Source organism: Halomonas litopenaei (assembly GCF_017303055.1).
In the GTDB taxonomy this organism is placed as follows: domain Bacteria; phylum Pseudomonadota; class Gammaproteobacteria; order Pseudomonadales; family Halomonadaceae; genus Halomonas; species Halomonas litopenaei_A.
The window spans coordinates 644,504-663,886 of record NZ_JAEKJT010000001.1; the positions used below are offsets into that span (position 1 = coordinate 644,504).

General features: G+C 61.0%; 21 protein-coding genes. 16 read left to right on the forward strand and 5 right to left on the reverse strand.

The window, feature by feature from the left end; translation table 11 throughout:
• Positions 1–46 precede the first annotated feature (46 nt).
• Positions 47–238, reverse strand: a complete 192-nt coding sequence (locus tag JF545_RS02730) for a DUF2909 family protein (protein WP_206938492.1) — start codon at positions 236–238, stop codon at positions 47–49.
• Here JF545_RS02730 and JF545_RS02735 point away from each other — a divergent pair.
• The 13 genes from JF545_RS02735 (at position 237) to ihfA (ending at position 13,214) form a co-directional block, all read left to right on the forward strand.
• Positions 237–956, forward strand: a complete 720-nt coding sequence (locus tag JF545_RS02735; protein WP_206938494.1) for an SURF1 family protein — start codon at positions 237–239, stop codon at positions 954–956. The two genes, JF545_RS02730 and JF545_RS02735, sit on opposite strands and share 2 nt — an antisense overlap.
• 23 nt (positions 957–979) lie before the next feature.
• Positions 980–1,750 carry a hypothetical protein gene (locus tag JF545_RS02740; protein ID WP_206938495.1) on the forward strand — a complete coding sequence of 257 codons (771 nt, stop codon included), beginning with the start codon at positions 980–982 and terminating at the stop codon, positions 1,748–1,750.
• Positions 1,743–2,897 (forward strand): COX15/CtaA family protein, encoded by a 1,155-nt coding sequence (locus tag JF545_RS02745; RefSeq protein ID WP_206938497.1) that lies wholly within the window; start codon positions 1,743–1,745, stop codon positions 2,895–2,897. Before JF545_RS02740 ends, JF545_RS02745 begins: the two co-directional genes overlap by 8 nt.
• Positions 2,890–3,807 carry a heme o synthase gene (gene cyoE / locus JF545_RS02750; protein WP_206938499.1) on the forward strand — a complete coding sequence of 306 codons (918 nt, stop codon included), beginning with the start codon at positions 2,890–2,892 and terminating at the stop codon, positions 3,805–3,807. Before JF545_RS02745 ends, cyoE begins: the two co-directional genes overlap by 8 nt.
• 385 nt (positions 3,808–4,192) lie before the next feature.
• A complete protein-coding gene (locus JF545_RS02755; protein ID WP_206938501.1) occupies positions 4,193–4,660 on the forward strand; it encodes a DUF2489 domain-containing protein in 468 nt (155 codons plus the stop codon).
• A gap of 319 nt (positions 4,661–4,979) precedes the next feature.
• Entirely contained in the window at positions 4,980–5,786 is an 807-nt protein-coding gene (locus JF545_RS02760; RefSeq protein ID WP_206938504.1) for an OmpA family protein, read from the forward strand.
• A 243-nt stretch (positions 5,787–6,029) separates the two neighbouring features.
• Positions 6,030–7,928, forward strand: a complete 1,899-nt coding sequence (gene thrS / locus JF545_RS02765; RefSeq protein ID WP_206938513.1) for a threonine--tRNA ligase — start codon at positions 6,030–6,032, stop codon at positions 7,926–7,928.
• A 97-nt stretch (positions 7,929–8,025) separates the two neighbouring features.
• On the forward strand, positions 8,026–8,565 hold the full coding sequence (infC, locus tag JF545_RS02770; RefSeq protein WP_315857894.1) for a translation initiation factor IF-3: 540 nt from the start codon (positions 8,026–8,028) through the stop codon (positions 8,563–8,565).
• An 86-nt stretch (positions 8,566–8,651) separates the two neighbouring features.
• Entirely contained in the window at positions 8,652–8,846 is a 195-nt protein-coding gene (gene rpmI, locus JF545_RS02775) for a 50S ribosomal protein L35 (RefSeq protein ID WP_045991495.1), read from the forward strand.
• 36 nt (positions 8,847–8,882) lie between these two features.
• Entirely contained in the window at positions 8,883–9,236 is a 354-nt protein-coding gene (gene rplT / locus JF545_RS02780; protein WP_045991494.1) for a 50S ribosomal protein L20, read from the forward strand.
• Between the two features lie 153 nt (positions 9,237–9,389).
• Entirely contained in the window at positions 9,390–10,409 is a 1,020-nt protein-coding gene (gene pheS / locus JF545_RS02785; protein WP_206938518.1) for a phenylalanine--tRNA ligase subunit alpha, read from the forward strand.
• A gap of 66 nt (positions 10,410–10,475) precedes the next feature.
• A complete protein-coding gene (pheT, locus tag JF545_RS02790; RefSeq protein WP_206938520.1) occupies positions 10,476–12,857 on the forward strand; it encodes a phenylalanine--tRNA ligase subunit beta in 2,382 nt (793 codons plus the stop codon).
• Between the two features lie 57 nt (positions 12,858–12,914).
• Complete coding sequence (gene ihfA, locus JF545_RS02795) at positions 12,915–13,214, forward strand: integration host factor subunit alpha (protein WP_206938522.1); 300 nt, start codon at positions 12,915–12,917, stop codon at positions 13,212–13,214.
• A gap of 112 nt (positions 13,215–13,326) precedes the next feature.
• On the opposite strand, the gene JF545_RS02800 is transcribed toward ihfA, so the two are convergent.
• Together JF545_RS02800 and JF545_RS02805 are read right to left on the reverse strand one after the other, a co-directional pair.
• A complete protein-coding gene (locus tag JF545_RS02800) occupies positions 13,327–14,712 on the reverse strand; it encodes a uracil-xanthine permease family protein (protein WP_242520571.1) in 1,386 nt (461 codons plus the stop codon).
• 507 nt (positions 14,713–15,219) lie between these two features.
• Positions 15,220–15,426 (reverse strand): DUF2788 domain-containing protein, encoded by a 207-nt coding sequence (locus JF545_RS02805; protein ID WP_206938526.1) that lies wholly within the window; start codon positions 15,424–15,426, stop codon positions 15,220–15,222.
• 141 nt (positions 15,427–15,567) lie between these two features.
• Here JF545_RS02805 and JF545_RS02810 point away from each other — a divergent pair, with 141 nt between their 5' ends.
• Together JF545_RS02810 and JF545_RS02815 are read left to right on the forward strand one after the other, a co-directional pair.
• Positions 15,568–16,032 carry a flavodoxin domain-containing protein gene (locus tag JF545_RS02810; protein WP_206938528.1) on the forward strand — a complete coding sequence of 155 codons (465 nt, stop codon included), beginning with the start codon at positions 15,568–15,570 and terminating at the stop codon, positions 16,030–16,032.
• Positions 16,032–16,400, forward strand: coding sequence for a hypothetical protein (locus JF545_RS02815; RefSeq protein WP_206938530.1), 369 nt, complete (start codon positions 16,032–16,034; stop codon positions 16,398–16,400). Before JF545_RS02810 ends, JF545_RS02815 begins: the two co-directional genes overlap by 1 nt.
• A gap of 116 nt (positions 16,401–16,516) precedes the next feature.
• On the opposite strand, the gene ppnN is transcribed toward JF545_RS02815, so the two are convergent.
• Together ppnN and JF545_RS02825 are read right to left on the reverse strand one after the other, a co-directional pair.
• Entirely contained in the window at positions 16,517–17,890 is a 1,374-nt protein-coding gene (gene ppnN, locus JF545_RS02820; protein WP_242520577.1) for a nucleotide 5'-monophosphate nucleosidase PpnN, read from the reverse strand.
• Positions 17,891–17,916: 26 nt separating this feature from the next.
• Entirely contained in the window at positions 17,917–18,207 is a 291-nt protein-coding gene (locus JF545_RS02825) for a YfcL family protein (RefSeq protein ID WP_206938532.1), read from the reverse strand.
• A 205-nt stretch (positions 18,208–18,412) separates the two neighbouring features.
• Between JF545_RS02825 and JF545_RS02830 the strand changes: the two genes are divergently transcribed.
• Positions 18,413–19,330, forward strand: a complete 918-nt coding sequence (locus JF545_RS02830) for a LysR family transcriptional regulator (protein ID WP_206939245.1) — start codon at positions 18,413–18,415, stop codon at positions 19,328–19,330.
• The last annotated feature ends 53 nt before the right edge of the window (positions 19,331–19,383 follow it).

Genomic DNA, 19,383 nt, shown 5'->3' on the forward strand with positions numbered 1-19,383 from the left:
ATGCTCAAGACAGAAAACGACCTGAGCGGGTCAGGGACAGATCGGTTCAGCCAAGCGTGCCGCTGGCAAAACCATAGATCAACAAGCCCAGGAGCAGGGCAGCCAAGCCAACGCGAATCTTAAGGGAGATCAGCAGGCGGCGAGATTGACTGTCGTCCTTGAGCAAGAATCCGACGCCTGCGGCCAGGCTGGTCAGCATGGCAATGAAGACGATCAGGATCAGGGATTTGAGCAGCATGGCAAGCGTCCGTTCCGGTGACAGTGAGTGGCGGTGGTCGCCCCGATTGGTGGTGTGGTGCGTGCTCTGCGCAGCGCTGATCGTGCTGGGAGTGTGCCTGGGACTATGGCAGTGGGAGCGGGCTGCCGACAAGCGCCTCTATCTGGAACATCGCGATACGGCACCGACGGTGCACATGCCAGAGACAGTACCGCCAGACGGCGCAAGAGTGTCGTTACAAGGGCGGTTTATGGGTGCCGAAACCCTGTTTCTGGATAATCGCACCCTAGGTCAGCAACTGGGTGTGGCGGTGCTCACACCCTTTGTTGACCTGGAGGGACGGCGTTGGTTGGTGGAGCGCGGGTTTATCGAGACCGGCGTTTCAAGGATGGCACCGAGCGCTGATACGCCAGAGGGTACGGTCACGATCAGCGGCGAATGGCAGATCGACAGCCGCCGTGCGCCACGCTTTGGTGACAATCTCGAGGGCACTCGGTTGCAGCGAATCGAGCTGGCCAGCTGGCAACAGCCTTTCACCTATCCCGGCTGGCTGCACCAGCGGCAAGGCGAGGGCCATCTGCTTGATTGGTGGGTGCCCAGCGTCATGCCCCCCGAGCGCCATCTTGCCTATGCGGTGCAGTGGTGGGCCTTGGCAGGGGTCGCGACGATCGCTTTGGTGGTGGGTGCCAGGCGGATGCGACAGGACCAGCTGATCAAGACAGACCTTGATGCACGGTAGCGACCGAAAAGACGGGAGGGCCCATGACGGCATTGGCATGGCAGCGCACGAAACTGATCGCTCTGATATCGATCTTCGTGGCACCGATGTTGGTAGCGTGGATCATGGCCGAATGGCGTATCGGCATCCCCGTTGAGCGAACGGCACACGGCTCGCTCGACAGTCAGGTGCCGGTGTTGTCGGAGTGGCCCATCGAAGCTCTGGAGACGGGGCAGGGGGTGACAGGGTCTGCTGATGAGGACAGCCAGGCCAGCGGCGAACCCATGGCGAGTTCAAGGGCGTGGCGGCTGGTGTTTGATTGCGGTAGTGGCTGCCAAGCAGATGCTGACCGTTGGTGGCGGTTGCACCGTGCATTGGGTAAGGAAGCGCATCGGCTGACCAGGCTTCGCATTGGCGGAACGCCGCCTGCGTTACCCGGCGAATCCCTCTGGCGTTGGTCGACGGTGCCAGAGTGGAGTGGCCAAGGCAGAGCCTGGTTGCTGGATCCCGTTGGGAATGTGGCAGTGGCCTATGCCGATGGCACAGAGACCAGGGCAGTGATGGATGACATCGAGCACCTGTTCAAACGCAATCCAGAGTGGCCAGCCGCGGCAAGGCATCAGCAGGCTACGCCTGGGGTTGCCGGCGCACTTGATGGGCCTCCTTCGATGTCCGGATCAATGTATTTTCTCGGTAATCGCGCTGATGCAGTCGCTATTGCTGGCGCTGAGGCCTGGGCGGAGACGCGGCCAATGGCCTTGTCTAGTGCACAGGCTTTTACGGCGCTGGTCAGCAGGGAGGTGGCCCATGAGTGATCGGCGGCTATTCTGGTTGCGAGTGTTGAGCCTGGCGGGGGCCGCCTTCACGGCGGTGGTGATTCTGGCAGGGGCATGGACCCGGCTGCTTGATGCGGGGCTTGGCTGCCCGGATTGGCCGGGCTGTTATGGCAACTTCATGGTGCCGGATGCCGACCAAGCGCTGCGACACAGTCCCGACAGTCCGCTTGATGCCACCAAGGCCTGGATGGAGATGATCCATCGCTATCTGGCCAGCGGGCTGGGATTGCTGGTGGTCAGCCTGCTGGTGATCGCCTGGCCTCACCGTCGACGGCCAGGCATGCCCTGGCGCCAGATGCTGTTGCTGTTTGCGGTGTTGATGGTGCAGGGCGCCTTTGGCGCTTATACCGTTACCCTCAAGCTGTGGCCTCAGGTCGTCACCTTGCATTTGCTGGGTGGACTGTCTGTGATGAGCCTCTTCGTCTGGCTGCATCTTCGCCTGAGACGCCTGGCTCGCGGCCAAGGTGCTGGCGCAGCGCGCCGGCCCGGTCGTGTGCTGACCATCGCGTTGTTGCTACTGGTGATGCAGCTGGCATTGGGTGGCTGGACGTCGAGCAATTACGCCGGACTGGCCTGCCAGGGGTTTCCTACCTGCAACACACAATGGTGGCCGGAGACCGATTGGGGGGAAGGTTTTCATCTCACCCAGGCAGTGGGGCCCACTTACCTGCATGGGGCTTTGCATGCTGAGGCGCGAACCACCATCCACCTTGCCCATCGCTTTGGGGCAGGATTGCTGGGCATCGCCTTGATGGTCGTCGTGGTCTGTTACTGGCGGCGTCGCGAGATGCGGCCCTGGCTGGCGAGCTTGGCTGCCGCGCTACTGCTACAAGTCGCACTGGGCGTGGCCAATGTGCTGTGGTGGCTACCCCTTGGCCTGGCGTTGCTGCATACAGCGGGGGCGGTATTGCTGGTGTTCACGTTCACGCTGGTGGTCTGGAAACAGCGCTACAGCACGGCCGTGGTGGTCCGCCAACGTCGTCCAACGTCGCTGGTGCTGGCTGTGGATGACCTGGACGCCGACCGGCGGCGAGTCGGCAGCGCAGGCTCTTTGATACCTTCACGCTCTGGGCAAGATGTCGGTAGTGAGCCCCAGCGCAAGAAGCGGGGGTGGCTACATGCGTGATGGCCAAGCGGTAGTTCCCGGCATGGCGCCTGTGTCCGTATGGCATGACCTGTTGGTGCTGTGCAAGTGGCGTGTCGTGGCGGTGATGCTGGTCTGTGTCCTGGTGGGCATGCTGCTGGCGGTGCCCTTGCCGCCGCTCGATACGGTGGTGCTCGGTCTAATGGGGATTGGCTTGTCTGCGGCCGGAGCCGCAGCGATCAATCATGTGGTGGATCGCAAGCTTGATGCCAGAATGGGGCGCACCGCTCGCCGGCCGCTGGCCTCAGGTCGGCTATCAACGCCCCTGGCATTAGGGTGGGCGCTGTCGCTGTGCGTGGTGGGGGTAGGGCTGCTGGCCATCGCCGTCAATGACCTGACGGCCTGGTTGACCTTGGCCTCGCTAGTGGGCTACGCGCTGGTGTACACCGTTTTTCTCAAGCGCGCCACACCGCAGAACATCGTCATTGGCGGTGTTGCCGGGGCCGCGCCACCGCTGCTGGGCTGGACCGCGGTGACGGGCGCCATGGCGCCCGAGCCCCTGTTGCTGGTGCTGATTATCTTTGCCTGGACACCTCCGCACTTCTGGGCCCTGGCGATCTACAAGCGAGACGAATACGCCGAGGCCGGAATTCCCATGCTGCCGGTGACCCATGGCCTGGACTTTGCGCGTTTGCAGGTGTGGCTTTACGGCTGGCTCACGGTCGCGGCGACGCTGTTGCCATTTGTCATTGGCATGAGTGGATGGTGGTACCTGTGCTGCATCCTGCTGCTGAACATACGGTTCATGCATTGGAACCTGAGGGTTTGGCGTGGTCGCGATGAACAGGTGCCGCTGCAGGCATTCTGGTTCTCGATACGCTATCTGTTGGGCGTGTTTCTGGCGTTGCTGAGCGACCACTACCTGTCTCTGGTGCTGACACTCTGGGCCTGATGCTCTCTTTCAGGTTCGCCCTTGCAGATGAGCTCTTAGGTATTCCCGGCATTTAGGCCCGGGTGTCAGGTCTCGGGCTTAGGCGTCAATTTCATGCCTCGGTTTTGGCCTTCAATGTTAGGGCTCGGTGTCAGGTCTCGGGCTTAGGCGTCAATTTCATGCCTCGGTTTTGGCCTTCAATGTTAGGGCTCGGTGGTAGGTCTGGGGCATGGGTTCATCTGATCGTCACTGATAGCCGCTACGCTTCCTCGAAAGGGGGCTGAGACCGACTGCCGCTGTGCAGGTCTGTTGGCGCGGATGGGGACGTCCGCCCTCGGCGAAAGCGGTTCCGCCCATTGTCAGGATGTGTAGAATGCGCCCTTTGACCATCGCAAAGGGGGCTTCTATGTCCACGACGCTTGCACTTGTCCTGCTGGGAATTGGCTGTGCCGTGATTGCAGGCATGGGCGGGTACGCCTGGTCTCTGCGTAAGGAAGTGCGTCGCCGCGAGGCCTTCCGTCAAGACGAGGAACGTCGCGCGCGGGAAAACGGCCTGGAAAATCTCGGACTGGTTGCGTCGGCCCTGGTGCAGCGACAAGTCGATGTGACAGAGGGCTGCTGGCGCCTGAAAGTCCTGTTTGAACTGATCGACCCTGCGCTGCTTGAGCGGCGCGAGTTTCGCGTTGTTGCAGAGGTGTACGAGCAGACACGGCATCTGCATACGCACCAGGCTCGTCAGGCACTTACACCGAAAGAACGGTTTGCCGAGGACAAGCAGAGGTTGGCCGTGGAAGAGGCAAATCGTGAGGATGTGCTGGCTGCGGCACAGGCTGCGCTGGATTTTCAGGCCCGTTACCCCGACAGTCTCAATTGAGCGATCTCGAACACTGTTCGATGAAGTGAATGACGGGCGTCTATCGGCTGTGCTAATTTGATTGTACAGAAGCGATACGTCATGATGTCGCCTGCAAGGGATTGGTCGTGCAGCGCATTTCTTGCACGATGGGCCGTCGGCGGAAGACGTTGAGATATCGAAGGCTATCAGACTGGCTAGTCGCGATATTTCATGCTTTTCTTGCCTATGAGGAAGTAGGGTACCTATCCTGTTTCTCGATCGGCACAACATTGGACCCGCTGAAGAACAGGGTTACCCGTATTCAGCATTGAGTGTCAGAAAGAAGAAGGAGTCTTAAATGAAAAAATCAACGACTGGCTTGCTGCTCGGTTCTGCTCTGGTTGTCGGCCTCTCTGGCTGCGCCAGCTCCGCTTCACAGTCTTCCTCCGGCATGAGCGACGCTAAGCCGTGGTACCAGCACCCGATGGTGTGTGGTATTGCTGGCGGCCTGATCGGCGGCGGCATCGGCTACGGCACCACCAGCGACGACGACGAAGAAACCGGCGCAGCTGTTGGCGCTACTGTCGGCACCGTGGCTGGCGCTCTGCTGTGTGCTGAGCCGAACAAAGAGCCGATGGACGCTCCGAAGGATTCCGACGGTGACGGCGTTTATGACGCCAACGACCAGTGCCCGGGTACTCCGGCCGGTGTCGCGGTTGACGCCGTGGGCTGCCCGCTGGATTCCGACAACGACGGCGTGCCGGACTTCCAGGACCAGTGCCCGGGTACTCCGGCTGGCGTCCAGGTCAACTCCCTGGGCTGCGAAAAGGACCTGGTCCTGCGTGACGTGAACTTCGAGTTCGACTCCGCCACCCTGACAGCTCAGGCTGAGCAGGTACTGGTCGGCATCGCTGAGCGTCTGCGTGCCAACCCGAACGTCGGCGTGCGCATCGAAGGCCACACTGACAGCGTCGGTTCCGACACCTACAACAAGCAGCTGTCTCAGGAGCGTGCCGCTTCTGTTGCTCGCTTCCTGGCCAGCCAGGGCGTGCAGCCGAACCGCATGCGTGCTATCGGCTACGGTGAAGAGCAGCCGATCGCTACCAACGACACTGATGCAGGTCGTGCGGAAAACCGTCGTGTCGAGCTGGGTGAGTGGCAGTAAGTTTGCCCTGACCGAGTCTGTCTCGATCATCTGATCGAGCGCGACGACATCAGCGAGGCGCCTTCGGGCGCCTCGCTGCGTTTGGTCGCGCAAGATTGTTGCGACATTCGCCCGCCGCGAAGGTAGAGCGTGGCATCGACGACGCTGCATCTGGTAGGCTATGTCGCTGTTTCACCCATTGAATCCATTTTGGCGACACGTGATCCCTGGTATGGATCACCACTGCGCACAAGGACAGCTTGCATGCCCATCGTGACACTGCCTGACGGCAGTCAGAGAACCTTTGATTCCCCCCTTAGCGTCATGGAGTTGGCCGAAAGCATCGGCCCGGGACTTGCCAAGGCCTGCGTGGCTGGCAAGATCGACGGCGTATTGGTGGACGCCGCGGACCTGATTGAGACGGACGCCGAGGTGGCGATCCTGACCGCAAGAGACGAGGAAGGGTTGGAGATCATCCGGCATTCCTGCGCCCACCTGATCGGGCACGCGGTCAAGCAGCTCTATCCCGAGGCCAAGATGGCCATCGGCCCGGTGATCACCGACGGCTTCTATTACGACATCGATTTCGGCCAGTCGATCACCCCGGAAGACCTCGAGACCATCGAGAAGCGCATGAAGCAGCTGATCGATGAAGAATACGATGTGGTCCGCGAGTACGTGGATCGCGATAAGGCGATGCTCGAGTTCCTGCATCGTGACGAGCCCTACAAGCAGGAAATCGTTCGCGGCATTCCCGAGGGCGATACCATCCGGCTGTACCGGCATCAGGAATACACCGACATGTGCCGCGGGCCTCACGTGCCCAACACCCGTCACCTGAAGGCGTTCAAGCTGACCAAGCTGGCGGGCGCCTACTGGCGCGGCAATGCGGACAACGCCATGTTGACCCGTATCTACGGCACCGCCTGGGGCGACAAGAAGCAGCTCAAGGCCTATCTGCACCGGCTGGAAGAGGCCGAGAAGCGTGACCATCGCAAGCTGGCGCGTCGTCTTGACCTGTTTCACATGCAGGAAGAAGCTCCGGGCATGGTGTTCTGGCACCCCAATGGGTGGACGCTGTGGCAGCGTGTCGAGCAGTACATGCGCGGTGTCTACAAGGAGGGCGGCTATCAGGAGATCCGCTGCCCGCAGATCATGGACGTGTCGCTGTGGAAGAAGTCTGGCCACTGGGACAACTACGCCGACGGCATGTTCTTCACCGAGTCCGAGAAGCGTGAATACGCGCTGAAGCCGATGAACTGCCCGGGGCATGTTCAGGTCTTCAATTCCGGACTGCGCAGCTACCGCGAACTGCCGGTGCGCTTTGGCGAGTTTGGCGGGTGTCATCGTAACGAGCCCTCTGGTGCGCTGCACGGCATCATGCGCGTGCGTGCGTTCACCCAGGACGACGGGCACATCTTCTGTACCGAAGAGCAGGTCCAGCCTGAAGTGACCAGCTTCCACCGTCAGGCACTGAAGGTCTACAGTGACTTCGGCTTCGAAGACATCGCGATCAAGATCGCGCTGCGCCCTGAGAAGCGTATCGGTGATGACGAGACGTGGGATCGTGCCGAGAACGCACTGCGCGGTGCGCTTGAGGCCTGCGACGTCGAATGGCAGGAACTGCCTGGCGAAGGTGCCTTCTACGGTCCCAAGATCGAGTACCATATGAAGGACTGCCTGGGCCGCGAATGGCAGGTCGGGACCATGCAGGTCGACTTCATGATGCCGACTCGCCTGGGTGCCCAGTTCGTGACAGAAGAGGGCGAGCGTAAGCCGCCCGTCATGCTGCACCGTGCCATTGTCGGCTCCATGGAGCGCTTCATCGGCATCCTGATCGAGCACTATGCCGGTGCCATGCCTTTGTGGCTGGCTCCTGAGCAGGCGGTGGTGATGATTATCACCGACGCGCAGAAGGAATATGCCGAAGCTTTGACCTCTCGTCTGCAAAAAATCGGTTTACGCGTCAAGTCGGACTTGAGGAACGAGAAGATCGGCTTTAAAATTCGCGAGCATACGTTGCAGAAGGTACCCTATCTCCTGGTGGTCGGAGATAAGGAAGTAGAGGCCGACTCGGTGGCTGTGCGTACGCGCAGCGGCGAAAATCTAGGCACCATGACGGTGGATGCCTTCATCGAGCGAGTTCAGGCCGAGCGGTACTAACGGGTAGGCGGCATGGGCCGCCCCCTCGTGCGAAGCTCGTAAAGGCACGCACCTTCCCAGCTCTCGCACCTTCCAAAGCTATAGTGGAGACGGAACCATCAAGCGAAGCAACCCCAGAGGACGCCCCCAGGACAAGCGTCCGCCAATGAACGAGCGTATCACCGAAGATCAGGTCCGCCTGATCGCTGCTGACGGCGAACAGCTTGGTATCGTGGACACCCGCGATGCTCTTGAGCGCGCCGAGGCTGAAGGCCTTGACCTCGTGCAGATTTCAAATGCCGATCCCATCGTCTGTAAGATCATGGATTACGGCAAGTTCGTCTTCGAGCAGAAGAAGCAGAAAGCTGCTCAGAAGAAGAAGCAGAAGCAGATCCAGGTCAAGGAAGTCAAATTCCGGCCTGGCACCGACGAGGGCGACTACCAGGTCAAGATGAAGAATCTGATCCGGTTCCTCGAAGGTGGCGACAAGGGCAAGGTCACCCTGCGTTTCCGCGGGCGTGAAATGGCGCACCAGGACATCGGCCGCAAGCTGATGGAGCGGATCGCGGCCGATCTCGAAGAGATCGGTACCGTGGAGTCCTTCCCCAAGATGGAAGGCCGCCAGATGATCATGATCATTGCCCCCAAGAAGAAGTGATTCGACGGCCCGTCCAACGAATGGCCAGCTCCAGAGCTGGCCATTGGCCCCGAATTTTCTAAAGAAACTCGAGCGGAGTTATTCTCATGCCGAAGATCAAGAGCAACAGTGGCGCTGCCAAGCGCTTCAAGAAGACTGCTAACGGCTTCAAGCACAAGCAGTCCTTCCGTAGTCACATTCTGACCAAGAAGTCCACCAAGCGTAAGCGTCAGCTGCGCGGCATGCAGCAGATCCACGATGCCGACAAGGCACTCGTGCGTCGCATGCTGCCGTACGTCTAATCCTTGGTGAACCCCCTTTAACGTCAGGAGAGTGCTATGACTCGTGTCAAGCGTGGTGTCGTCGCCCGTCGTCGTCACAAGAAGATCATGAAGCAGGCCAAGGGTTACTACGGTGCCCGTTCGCGTGTTTTCCGCGTAGCCAAGCAGGCCGTCATCAAGGCCGGTCAGTACGCCTATCGCGACCGTCGTCAGCGTAAGCGTCAGTTCCGTGCCCTGTGGATCCAGCGTATCAACGCTGGTGCTCGTCAGCACGGTCTGTCCTACAGCCGCTTTGTTGGCGGTCTGAAGAAGGCCGGCATCGAAATCGACCGTAAGGTCCTGGCTGACCTGGCTGTTCACGAGAAGGCGGCATTTGCTGCCATCGTGGAAAAGGCCAAGGCTGCCCAGTAAGCGCGTTCGATGGATGACCTGACCCTCTTGAAGGAGGGTCAGTGCATGATCGCCCCAGGGGAAGAGCAGCCGCTCTTCCCCTGTTTTTTTGGCGACCCTTTTATCATCGCTACTCTCCACTAAAGAAAGATCAACGCTACCGGAGCTCAACGTATGGACCACCTTCCCGATCTGGTTCAACAAGCTCGCGACGCCATCCAGTCCGCCGAGGGCATGGCCGGGCTAGACGATATTCGTGTCAGGTATCTGGGCAAGAAAGGCGAGCTGACGGCGCTGCTCAAGGGGCTTGGCAAGCTGCCGCCGGAAGAGCGTCCGGCCGCAGGTGAACGCATCAACCAGGCCAAGCAGGAGCTGGCCAAGGAGCTTGAGGCACGTCGTGACACCCTGGCCAAGGCAGAACTGGACGCCAGGCTCGCTGCGGAGCGTCTTGACGTCACGCTGCCCGGTCGCGGCCAGCCCGCTGGTGGCTTGCACCCGGTGACTCGAACGCTGGAGCGGATCGAGGGACTGTTCAAGCGGATTGGCTACGATGTGGCGGTAGGGCCTGAGCTCGAAGATGACCACCACAACTTCGAAGCGCTGAACATTCCTGCCCACCATCCAGCCCGCGGCATGGCCGACACCTTCTATTTCGACGCCACGCGACTGCTGAGAACGCACACCTCTCCCGTACAGGTGCGCACCATGAAGGCGGAGGAACCCCCGATCCGCATAGTGTGCCCGGGCCGGGTGTATCGCAGCGATTCGGATCTGACTCACACGCCAATGTTCCACCAGGTCGAAGGCCTGCTGATCGAGGAAGACGTCAGCTTTGCGGACCTCAAGGGCACCATCGAAGACTTCCTGCAGGCGTTCTTCGAGCGTGACGACCTGTCCGTGCGCTTCCGTCCGTCCTACTTCCCGTTCACCGAGCCATCTGCTGAGGTCGACATTGCCTGTGTGATGTGCGCCGGAGAAGGCTGTCGGGTCTGCTCCCACACCGGCTGGCTGGAGGTGATGGGCTGCGGCATGGTGCATCCGGAGGTGTTCCGCCACGGTGGTATCGACCCCGAACGCTACACAGGCTTTGCCTTCGGCATGGGGGCCGAGCGCCTGGCGATGTTGCGCTACGGCGTCAATGACCTGCGCCTGTTCTTCGAGAACGATCTGCGCTTCCTGCGCCAGTTCCATTGATCAGAGGCCCGCACAGCGGCCCTTCGAAGAACATTGACTGCGTGAACAGGACGTCAAGGAGTCCTCATGAAAGTATCTGAACAGTGGCTGAGGGAGTGGGTTTCCCCTCAGCTGTCTACCCAGGGGCTGGCCGACCAGATCACCATGGCGGGGCTCGAGGTAGATGCCGTCGAGCCCGTTGCGGCGTCATTCAGCGACGTCGTGGTGGCACAGGTGACCGACAAGGTCCAGCATCCCGACGCTGACAAGCTGAACGTCTGCCAGGTTGACGATGGCAGCGGTGAGCCGGTTCAAGTGGTGTGTGGCGCCCCGAATGTGGCGGTGGGACAGCGGATTCCCTTTGCTCGCGTCGGCGCCGTGCTACCCGGCGATTTCAAGATCAAGAAGGCCAAGCTGCGTGGTGTCGAATCTCGCGGCATGATCTGCTCCGCATCGGAGCTGGGCCTTGAGGAAGGCACTTCCGAAGGCATCCTGGTGCTCCCCGAGGACGCGCCGGTGGGGACGGCCCTGCGTGAGTACCTCGCGCTGGATGATCACACCATTGAAGTGGACCTGACGCCCAACCGTGGCGACTGCTTGAGCGTGCAGGGTCTGGCTCGGGAAGTGGGCGTGCTGAATCGTCTCGGCCTGACTGAGCCAACCATTGACCCGGTTGCTGCACGTCACGACGAGACCTTCCCGGTACGCGTCGAGGATGCTCAGCGTTGCCCGCGTTATATCGGTCGTCTGATCAAGGGTGTCGACATCAGCCGTCCGACGCCAATGTGGATGATTGAGCGCCTGCGCCGCAGCGGCGTGCGTGCGATCGACCCTGCCGTTGATGTCACCAACTATGTCATGCTCGAGTTGGGACAGCCATTACACGCCTTTGATCGTGCCAATCTTGAGGGTGCCGTCGTGGTGCGCCTGGCGCGCCAGGGTGAGGAGCTGGTGCTGCTTGACGGCCAGACCGTGTCCCTCGATCCGAGCACCTTGATCATTGCTGACGACAAGGGCCCTCTGGCCTTGGCGGGCGTCATGGGCGGCGAGCACTCCGGTGTGGGGGCCGAGACGCGAGATATCTTCCTGGAAGGCGCGTTCTTTACTCCTCTGGCGGTCGCAGGCCAGGCCCGCTCCTACGGGCTTCACACTGACGCGTCCCATCGTTTCGAACGGGGCGTCGACCCCGAGCTGACGCGACGTGCCGTGGAACGTGCGACTGCGCTGCTGGTCGAGATCTGTGGCGGCGAGCCGGGCCCGCTCAACGAGCAGGCGGATGACGCTCATCTGCCCGGTCAGCGAGACGTCACGCTCCGCGCTGAGCGGTTGGCGAAGGCACTGTCAAAGCGCCTGGACGACGCTGAGGTCAGCGAAATCCTGGAGCGTCTCGGCATGGCGGTTGACGCCCATGATCGTGGTTGGACGGTCAAGGTGCCGAGCTGGCGCTTTGATATCACGATCGAGGAAGACCTGATCGAGGAGGTGGCCCGCATCCATGGCTACAATCGTCTGCCGGTACGCCGTCCCGCAGTACGCTTGGGCTTGAAGGCTGACCATGAGGCGCAAAGCCCGCTGGGCAGATTGCGCAGGCAGATGACGGCCCGTGGCTACCAGGAAGCGATTACCTATAGTTTTGTCGCGCCTGAGCTGCAGCGGACCTTGCTGCCTGAAGCGGTATCGCCGGTTCTCGCCAACCCCATCTCCGCGGACCTGTCGGTGATGCGTGCCAGTCTGTTTCCGGGGCTGGTGAGGGCGCTGGAACACAACCTCAATCGCCAGCAGACCCGTGTGCGCCTGTTCGAGAGCGGCCTGGTCTTCCGGGGTGAGCTCGATGACCTGGAACAGGTGCCGATGCTAGGCGCTGTCGTTTGCGGTTCGCGTCTGCCCGAAGGTTGGACCGGTGGCCGTGACAAGGTCGACTTCTTTGATCTCAAGGGAGATCTGGAAAGTCTGTTGGAGGTCAGCGGTGACGCCGACGCCTGGCGTTTCGAACCAGGCGAGCATCCCTCGCTCCACCCGGGGCAGTGCGCGCGGATCCTGCATCGCGGTGAAGAAGCCGGCTGGATTGGCACGCTGCACCCCGCGGTCAAGGGCAAGCTGGGCCTCAAGACTGACGCCGTGTTGTTCGAGGTTCGCCTGGATGCACTCAGCCAGGGCCGTATCCCGGCCTTCGCACCGCTGTCGCGCTACCCCGAGGTGCGGCGTGACTTGGCCTTCGTCATCGATGAGGACCAACCGGTACAGGCACTGCTCGACCGGGTCAGGGCCGAGGCGGGTGAATGGTTGACGGATCTGGCGCTTTTCGACGTCTATCAGGGCAAAGGTGTAGCCGAAGGTCGTAAGAGTGTGGCCTTGGGCTTGACCTGGCAGCATCCATCGCGCACGCTAAATGACGAAGAAATCAATCAGTTGGTCGATGCCATCGTGGCAACGGCTCGGCAGGGAGTCAATGCTGAGCTGCGTGCTTGACGCTTTAGCCTGACGGGCGCGGACGGTTGGCGTGACCATCACCATGAGGATGACGACATGGGAGCGTTGACCAAGGCAGAACTGGCCGAGCATCTGCACACGGAACTTGGCCTGTCCAAGCGGGAGGCGAAAACCATGGTGGAAGCCTTCTTCGAAGAGATCCGTGCCTGTCTGCGAGAGAATGAGCAGGTCAAGTTGTCGGGGTTCGGCAACTTTGATCTGCGCGATAAGCGCGAACGTCCTGGCCGTAACCCCAAGACCGGGGAAGAGATCCCCATCTCGGCGCGGCGTGTGGTGACCTTCCGGCCTGGCCAGAAATTAAAGAGCCAGGTAGGTCATCCAGATGACGAGGAATGACCCGCTGTAAAGCTGAAGCGCCGCCTGATACCAGGCGGCGCTTTTTTTGGTGCTGGTCCCGCTGTATCGATGGGCTGGTCATGTCGGTAGCCCGATGCGGGTTGTCGACCGCTTAGCCGTTGTCAGAGCCGGTGGCCGCCGCGCTGGGTGTCGCTGTCGTCGGTGGCTCGTCTCTCTCGGCGGCTTCTTCGGCCAGCGTCTTGCGCGGCAGCAGCAGGTTGAGCAGAAAGGCGCTGAGGGCCGCGATGACGATGGGCGCACCGCTCACGACATTCTTGAAGGTTTCCGGGAATTGCTCGATGGCGGCTGGCTCCGAGGCGATGCCAAGGCTCAGTGCCAGTGACAGGCCAACGATGGTCATGTTGCGGGCCGTCATCTCGTCTTTGATCAACAGCTGAATGCCGGTCACGGTGATCATGCCAAAGACCGTGATGGTGGCGCCGCCGATGACAGGGTAGGGGATGGTCGTCATCAGGGCGCTGAATTTAGGACTGAACCCCGCCACCAGGACGATAATGCCGGCAAGCAAGAAAACCGTGCGGCTGACCACCTTGGTAATGGCGACAATCCCGACGTTCTGGCTGTAGGTGGAGGTCGGCAGGGCACCTAAAAGGGTGCTGATGGTGGTTGTCAGGCCATTGCCGAGAAGGCCTCCGGTAAGCTCCCTGGTGGAGAGCTCCCGGTTCATGCCGGCGACGCTGGTCGCAGATAGATCCCCAATGGTCTGCACTGAGTTGATCACACAGATGACCACCATGGAGATGATCGCAGCAGAGTGAAACTCCATGGCAAAAGGCATGGCCTTGGGCACTGCCAGCCAGGGCGCGTTATGGATCGGGCTAAGGTCGATCATGCCCAGCGGGATGGCAGCCAGATATCCCACCAGCATGCCGATGATGATGGCGGACAGCTTGATGATCCCGCGACCAAACTGTGATGCCAGTAGCACGGCAATCAAGGTCAGCAGTCCGAGCCCCCAGTTGGAGAGATTCCCGAAACCCTCTGCATTGACGTTGCCGCTTCCTGCAATGTAGCGGATCGCGATGTCATACAGCGACAGGCCGATGACCAGTACCACGGTGCCCGCCACGACCGGTGGAAACAGGTGACGAATGAACTGTATGAAGTAGCCCACTATCACCATGGTAATGCCGCCGATAAGTTGGGCGCCGAGAATACCTTCGATGCCATATTGGCTGCCGACGGCGATCAGCGTCGGAACGTAGGCAAAGCCGACACCGAATATGGCCGGCAGGCGAGCGCCAAACTTCCAGAGTCCGTACAGGTGGAACAGGGTACAAGCGCCGGAGGCCAGGATAGCGACCTGGATGAGCTGCAGTTTCTCGGCAGGGCTCACCCCCACCACGCCCGCCACGATAAGCGGAGGAGTGATGACTCCCGCAATCATTGCCAGCACGTGCTGTAACGAGATGGGAAGCGCCTTGGCCAGGCCTGGACGCCCGTGGAAATCAAACAGTGTCTTGGGAGGAGTGTGCATGTTCTCGGCCATTGTCATCGTTGTTGTTGTGCCAACAAGATCGGCCGGGACGAACTGTTGGCCAGACGTAGGGGCAGGGCGTGGGCGCTGCTCCTGATCCTGATGGCGAGGCGGTTGCTGTTGCCTACCTGGCTCTAGGCTAGTGTATTCACGACAATGTCGCGTGTGTATACAGGATAAGTGCGCGATGGTGCGTCATGATTTGATCGATATCACACAGAGGCGAGGAGAAAGACGACTCGAGTTGAGGTTCTGGTTCAACTCGATGGGAGAGCGCCGCGTGGGCAGGGCACCCAGCCGCGTATGTCTTTGTTGGTGGGAGAGGGCCTGGCGGCAGACAATTCTGTGCTGAATGGCTGCGCTGTGCTGATTGAGTGGTCCGTGCAAGTGGTTCGTACGCTGAGGGCCGTACGGGTGCTGATGGGAGATATGGCAAACGGCGCTCCACGACCTGCTGGCGTGGACCTGGGCGGGGCGCAGCAGGGGGATAGACCGACCTTGGAGGGGCTAGACGCCGTGGCTTTCGAGGTACCAGGTGATCGCCACCTTGGCCACATAGCCGAGCATTCCGGCCCCGAGTACGATGAACAGCATCAGGGTGCCAAAGCGCCCCGCCTTGGATTGCTTGGCCAGATCCCAGATGATGAAGCACATGAATAGCATGAGTCCGCCGATCATGATGGGGGTGATCCATGTCTCGAAGGTGTCTTGCATAGAGGTCTCGCTGTCCGGGGAGGCGTCTGGCTTGCGCCTGCCATGGTAGCGCCTTGCCGGGCAGATTGCAGGTCGCCGGGGATGCGTCGGTCTCGGCCAGCATGCTAGAATCCGACCAGAATTCTCAGGTAATTCCTTTACATGCCTACACTCAAGATACTGGTTGGCACCATGTACGGTGGTGCACTCGACGTGGCGGAGCAGGTCAAGCCGCTGTTCGAGGAGGCCGGGTACGACGTCTCGGTTCTCGAAAATCCCTCTCTGGCTGATGTCACCGACGATGCGCCGGATCTCGCCCTGTTCTGCGTGTCGACGACAGGTAGCGGTGATTTCCCCGGCAATTTCGTCAGTTTCGTACGCGAATTGCAGGACCAGAGTCCGGGGCTGGGCCACCTGCGCTATGGACTGATCGCCCTGGGTGACAGCTCCTACGGCGACACCTTCTGTGGTGCCGGCCGCCGTCTGGATCAGCTGCTCGAGGAGCAAGGCGCGACCCGCCTTGATGACCGACTGGAGATCGACGCCATGGAAACCTTCATGGCTGACGATGAAGCCTTGCCCTGGGTCGAGGGCTGGATCTCTCGCCAAGATCTCAAGGTGGCATGATGGCACGGGCAATCGCGAGCCCCGCTCGCCTCAGCCTGATGGTGGGTCTGATGCTGGTATTGGCGCTGACCCTGCCACGTTATCAGATGGCCGGCCTGGCGACCCGCGAGACGCTGGTCTACATCGTGCTGGGTGTGCTCGCCCTGGCTTCCCTGTTTCAGTGGCGCCTGCTCGATGGCGCCGGGCGCTCTCGCTTTCTGCGCATGTTGTTCACCCTGCTTGGCTGCATGGTCGTGGCGCTGGTCGCCATGGTGATCTACAAGCTGGTGGTGGGCGGCGTGGCCCTGGGCGTCATCACGTTATCCCAGGGAGCGACCGCAGGCCTTTTGTTGCATGCTGTAGTACTGGTGTTTTCCAAGCGAGATTGAGCTGGGTTCAGCTGATGCCAGCCAGGGCGAGGCCCTGACGCGGCCGACTCGATGACAAAACGCCCTGGATCATGGATCCAGGGCGTTTTTTTTACCTGCCAAGAAGGCGATATCCGTCAGCCGGATCTACCGCCAAGGGTGTAGCACGGCACGTAGTCGCCGGCCAGCTTCATGCGTCCTTGGGCAACGAAGGAGGTCAGCAGGGCGTCCAGCTTCTCCATCAGGTCCGCTTCGGCGTGCAAGCGGAAGGGGCCGTGTGCTTCGATGGCGCGAATCCCTTGCTCCTTGACGTTACCGGCCACGATGCCCGAGAACGCGCGGCGCAGGTTGGCGGCCAACTCATGCTTGGGCAGTTCCCGATTGAGCTCGAGCCCGGCCATGGCCTCGTGGGTGGGGACGAACGGCTCCTGGAAGTTTCGGGCAATGGTCAGGCGCCAGTTGTAGTAGAAGGCATCCTGACGGGCGCGCCGATACTCCGTGACCTTGTCGATGTTGGCGCGCATGGTGCGGGCGACCTGGGTGGGGTCGTCGATGATGATCTGGTAGAGCTCGCGCACGGACTCACCCAAGGTATAGACCAGAAACTCATCGATACGCTGAAAGTACTCCGCGGCACTCGCCGGCCCGGTGAAGACCACCGGCAGCTCCATGTCGACGTTGTCGGGATGCAGCAGGATGCCGAGCAGATACAGAATCTCTTCCGCCGTGCCCACGCCGCCGGGGAAGACAATGATGCCGTGGCCCAGGCGGACGAAGGCTTCGAGGCGCTTCTCGATGTCCGGCATCACCACCAGCTCGTTGACGATGGGATTGGGCGCTTCGGCAGCAATGATGCCGGGCTCGGACACGCCGAGGTAGCGTCCTGGATAGCGCCGCTGCTTGGCGTGGGCAACGTTGGCCCCCTTCATGGGGCCTTTCATGGCGCCGGGACCGCAACCGGTGCAGATGTCCAGGTCACGCAGGCCTAGGTGGTATCCCACGTCCTTGGTGTATTCGTATTCCTCTCGAGAGATGGAATGACCACCCCAGCAGACGACCAGGCTGGGATCGCGGCTCGGCTTGAGCGTGCCGGCCTTGCGCAGAATGTGGAAGACGGCGTTGGTGGTGCCTTCTCCCGTGGACAGGTCGAAGCGCGACTGGTTCTGGATCTCGTTGTAGACGTAGACGATATCCCGCAGCACGCTGGAGATGTGCTCGCGGATGCCGCGGATCATGCGGCCGTCGACAAAGGCTTCGGCCGGGGCGTCGGTCAGCTTGAGGCGCACGCCGCGGTCTTGCTGGAGCAGCTCAATGTCAAAGTTGGGGTAGGTTTCCAGCAGTGCCAGGCCGTCATCCATGGGGTTGCCGGAATTCAGTACCGCCAGCGTGCAGCGACGCAACATTTCATGCAGCCCGGTTTGAGAGCTGTCGCGGAGGCGGTTGACTTCATGCTGGGACAGGATTTCGAGGCTGCCCTCAGGGGAAATCGTGGTGGAAATGGTCTCGGCCATTTTTGGGCTTCCTTGTCAGAGGCGATTCAAGGCATCGGTGCCTTGTCGCACGCCTGGTTGAAGAGTTCGCGCACGGCTGTTTGGTCCGCGTCGCTCATGCCATCCTGGGCAAAGGCGCCATCCAGCCATTCATGGAAGACGGCGTCGAAGTCGTCGCTGCTTACCTCGCTGGGGTTGTAGTCAAGCTGGTCCACCACCAGGGGGATCTGCGGAATCAGATACCCGAGGGGAAACAAGTCGTCGGCACTGGCCTCACGCTCCATGTTTAGCAGGGCATCATGAATGGCGTCGGCACGTGCGGCGATGGGGTCATGCATGGAAAGTGACTCTTGTGCTGTGGTGGAAGGTGCTGTGGCTGACATCGAACTCTTGATCATGGTGTGATGCTATCACGGCCGTGCGTTCAGGCGCACCGCTGCGGCCCCCGGGTGGAAGTGGTAGACTATGCCGCGTCACCCGGATTGTGCCTGGCCCCGTCGCCTGATGGCCCAGGACGCCGGCGAATCATCCTGGCGTCATTCCATGTTCAATGCCCTGTATTTTCGTACCTTCATCACGCTGGTGGAAACCGGTAGTTTTACCCGTACCGCTCAGCGTCTCGAGATGACCCAGCCTGGGGTCAGTCAGCATATTCGCAAGCTTGAGCGGTACCTGGACAAGCCGCTGCTGGAGCGCCAGGGGCGACGTTTCCGGCTGACCGAGGCAGGGCGCCGTGTCTACGACTACGCGGTGAAGCTGTTTTCAGAGCACGAGCAGTTCCGACATTCTCTGGACGACGAGAGCCTGGACAGCGGTGAGTGCCGGCTGGCGTCGCCGGGCAGCATCGGCCTGATGCTGTATCCGTTTATTCTCGGCCAGCAGCAGCGCCATCCCGGGCTTACCGTCTCCTACTGCTTTGCCTTTCATCAGGAGATCCTGGCCGATGTACTGGCCGGGCGACATGACCTTGGGATCGTGACGGAGGCAACCCGGCATCCGGACCTGGTCTGCGAGCCATGGCACGACGAACCCCTGAGCCTTGTGGTGCCGGCAGACTTTACCGGTACCACCCTCAACGATCTGCTCGGACTGGGCTTCATCAGCTATACCGACGGCCTGGACAAGGCGGTGAGCCTGCTGCGTGCCAATTTTCCCGATGACTTTCGCTCGATGAGCCACTTTCCCCGCCAGGGCTTCACCAACGAGGTAGGCATGGTGCTGGATGCGGTGGCTCGAGGGCTGGGTTTCAGCGTGGTGTCTCGGCTGGTGCTGGAGACGTCGCCGTGGCAGCGCCAGGTGCGCGAAATGACGCTCAGCCAGCCGTTGGATGAGACGCTCTATCTGGTGAGTCGTCGCGGTGCTCAGGTGCCGAGTCGTTACCACCATTTACTGGAAGCCTTCCGTGAGCAGCGCCACCTGGAACGCTTCGGTCATCCTGATGGGCGAGCGCTGGAAGGCTAGCTTCAACGCACGAACCCCGCCAATTGGCGGGGTTCGTGGTCTAGCGAGGTCCG

Bases quoted from the DNA above. Each gene is read 5' to 3' on its own strand.
- ihfA (WP_206938522.1), top strand. From the start codon at position 12,915: ATGGGAGCGTTGACCAAGGCAGAACTGGCCGAGCATCTGCACACGGAA.
- JF545_RS02730 (WP_206938492.1), bottom strand. From the start codon at position 238: ATGCTGCTCAAATCCCTGATCCTGATCGTCTTCATTGCCATGCTGACC.
- rplT (WP_045991494.1), top strand. From the start codon at position 8,883: ATGACTCGTGTCAAGCGTGGTGTCGTCGCCCGTCGTCGTCACAAGAAG.
- JF545_RS02800 (WP_242520571.1), bottom strand. From the start codon at position 14,712: ATGCACACTCCTCCCAAGACACTGTTTGATTTCCACGGGCGTCCAGGC.
- pheS (WP_206938518.1), top strand. From the start codon at position 9,390: ATGGACCACCTTCCCGATCTGGTTCAACAAGCTCGCGACGCCATCCAG.
- ppnN (WP_242520577.1), bottom strand. From the start codon at position 17,890: ATGGCCGAGACCATTTCCACCACGATTTCCCCTGAGGGCAGCCTCGAA.
- JF545_RS02815 (WP_206938530.1), top strand. From the start codon at position 16,032: ATGGCACGGGCAATCGCGAGCCCCGCTCGCCTCAGCCTGATGGTGGGT.
- JF545_RS02735 (WP_206938494.1), top strand. From the start codon at position 237: ATGGCAAGCGTCCGTTCCGGTGACAGTGAGTGGCGGTGGTCGCCCCGA.
- JF545_RS02745 (WP_206938497.1), top strand. From the start codon at position 1,743: ATGAGTGATCGGCGGCTATTCTGGTTGCGAGTGTTGAGCCTGGCGGGG.
- cyoE (WP_206938499.1), top strand. From the start codon at position 2,890: ATGCGTGATGGCCAAGCGGTAGTTCCCGGCATGGCGCCTGTGTCCGTA.
- JF545_RS02755 (WP_206938501.1), top strand. From the start codon at position 4,193: ATGTCCACGACGCTTGCACTTGTCCTGCTGGGAATTGGCTGTGCCGTG.
- thrS (WP_206938513.1), top strand. From the start codon at position 6,030: ATGCCCATCGTGACACTGCCTGACGGCAGTCAGAGAACCTTTGATTCC.
- pheT (WP_206938520.1), top strand. From the start codon at position 10,476: ATGAAAGTATCTGAACAGTGGCTGAGGGAGTGGGTTTCCCCTCAGCTG.
- JF545_RS02805 (WP_206938526.1), bottom strand. From the start codon at position 15,426: ATGCAAGACACCTTCGAGACATGGATCACCCCCATCATGATCGGCGGA.
- JF545_RS02760 (WP_206938504.1), top strand. From the start codon at position 4,980: ATGAAAAAATCAACGACTGGCTTGCTGCTCGGTTCTGCTCTGGTTGTC.
- JF545_RS02830 (WP_206939245.1), top strand. From the start codon at position 18,413: ATGTTCAATGCCCTGTATTTTCGTACCTTCATCACGCTGGTGGAAACC.
- rpmI (WP_045991495.1), top strand. From the start codon at position 8,652: ATGCCGAAGATCAAGAGCAACAGTGGCGCTGCCAAGCGCTTCAAGAAG.
- JF545_RS02810 (WP_206938528.1), top strand. From the start codon at position 15,568: ATGCCTACACTCAAGATACTGGTTGGCACCATGTACGGTGGTGCACTC.
- JF545_RS02825 (WP_206938532.1), bottom strand. From the start codon at position 18,207: ATGCATGACCCCATCGCCGCACGTGCCGACGCCATTCATGATGCCCTG.
- JF545_RS02740 (WP_206938495.1), top strand. From the start codon at position 980: ATGACGGCATTGGCATGGCAGCGCACGAAACTGATCGCTCTGATATCG.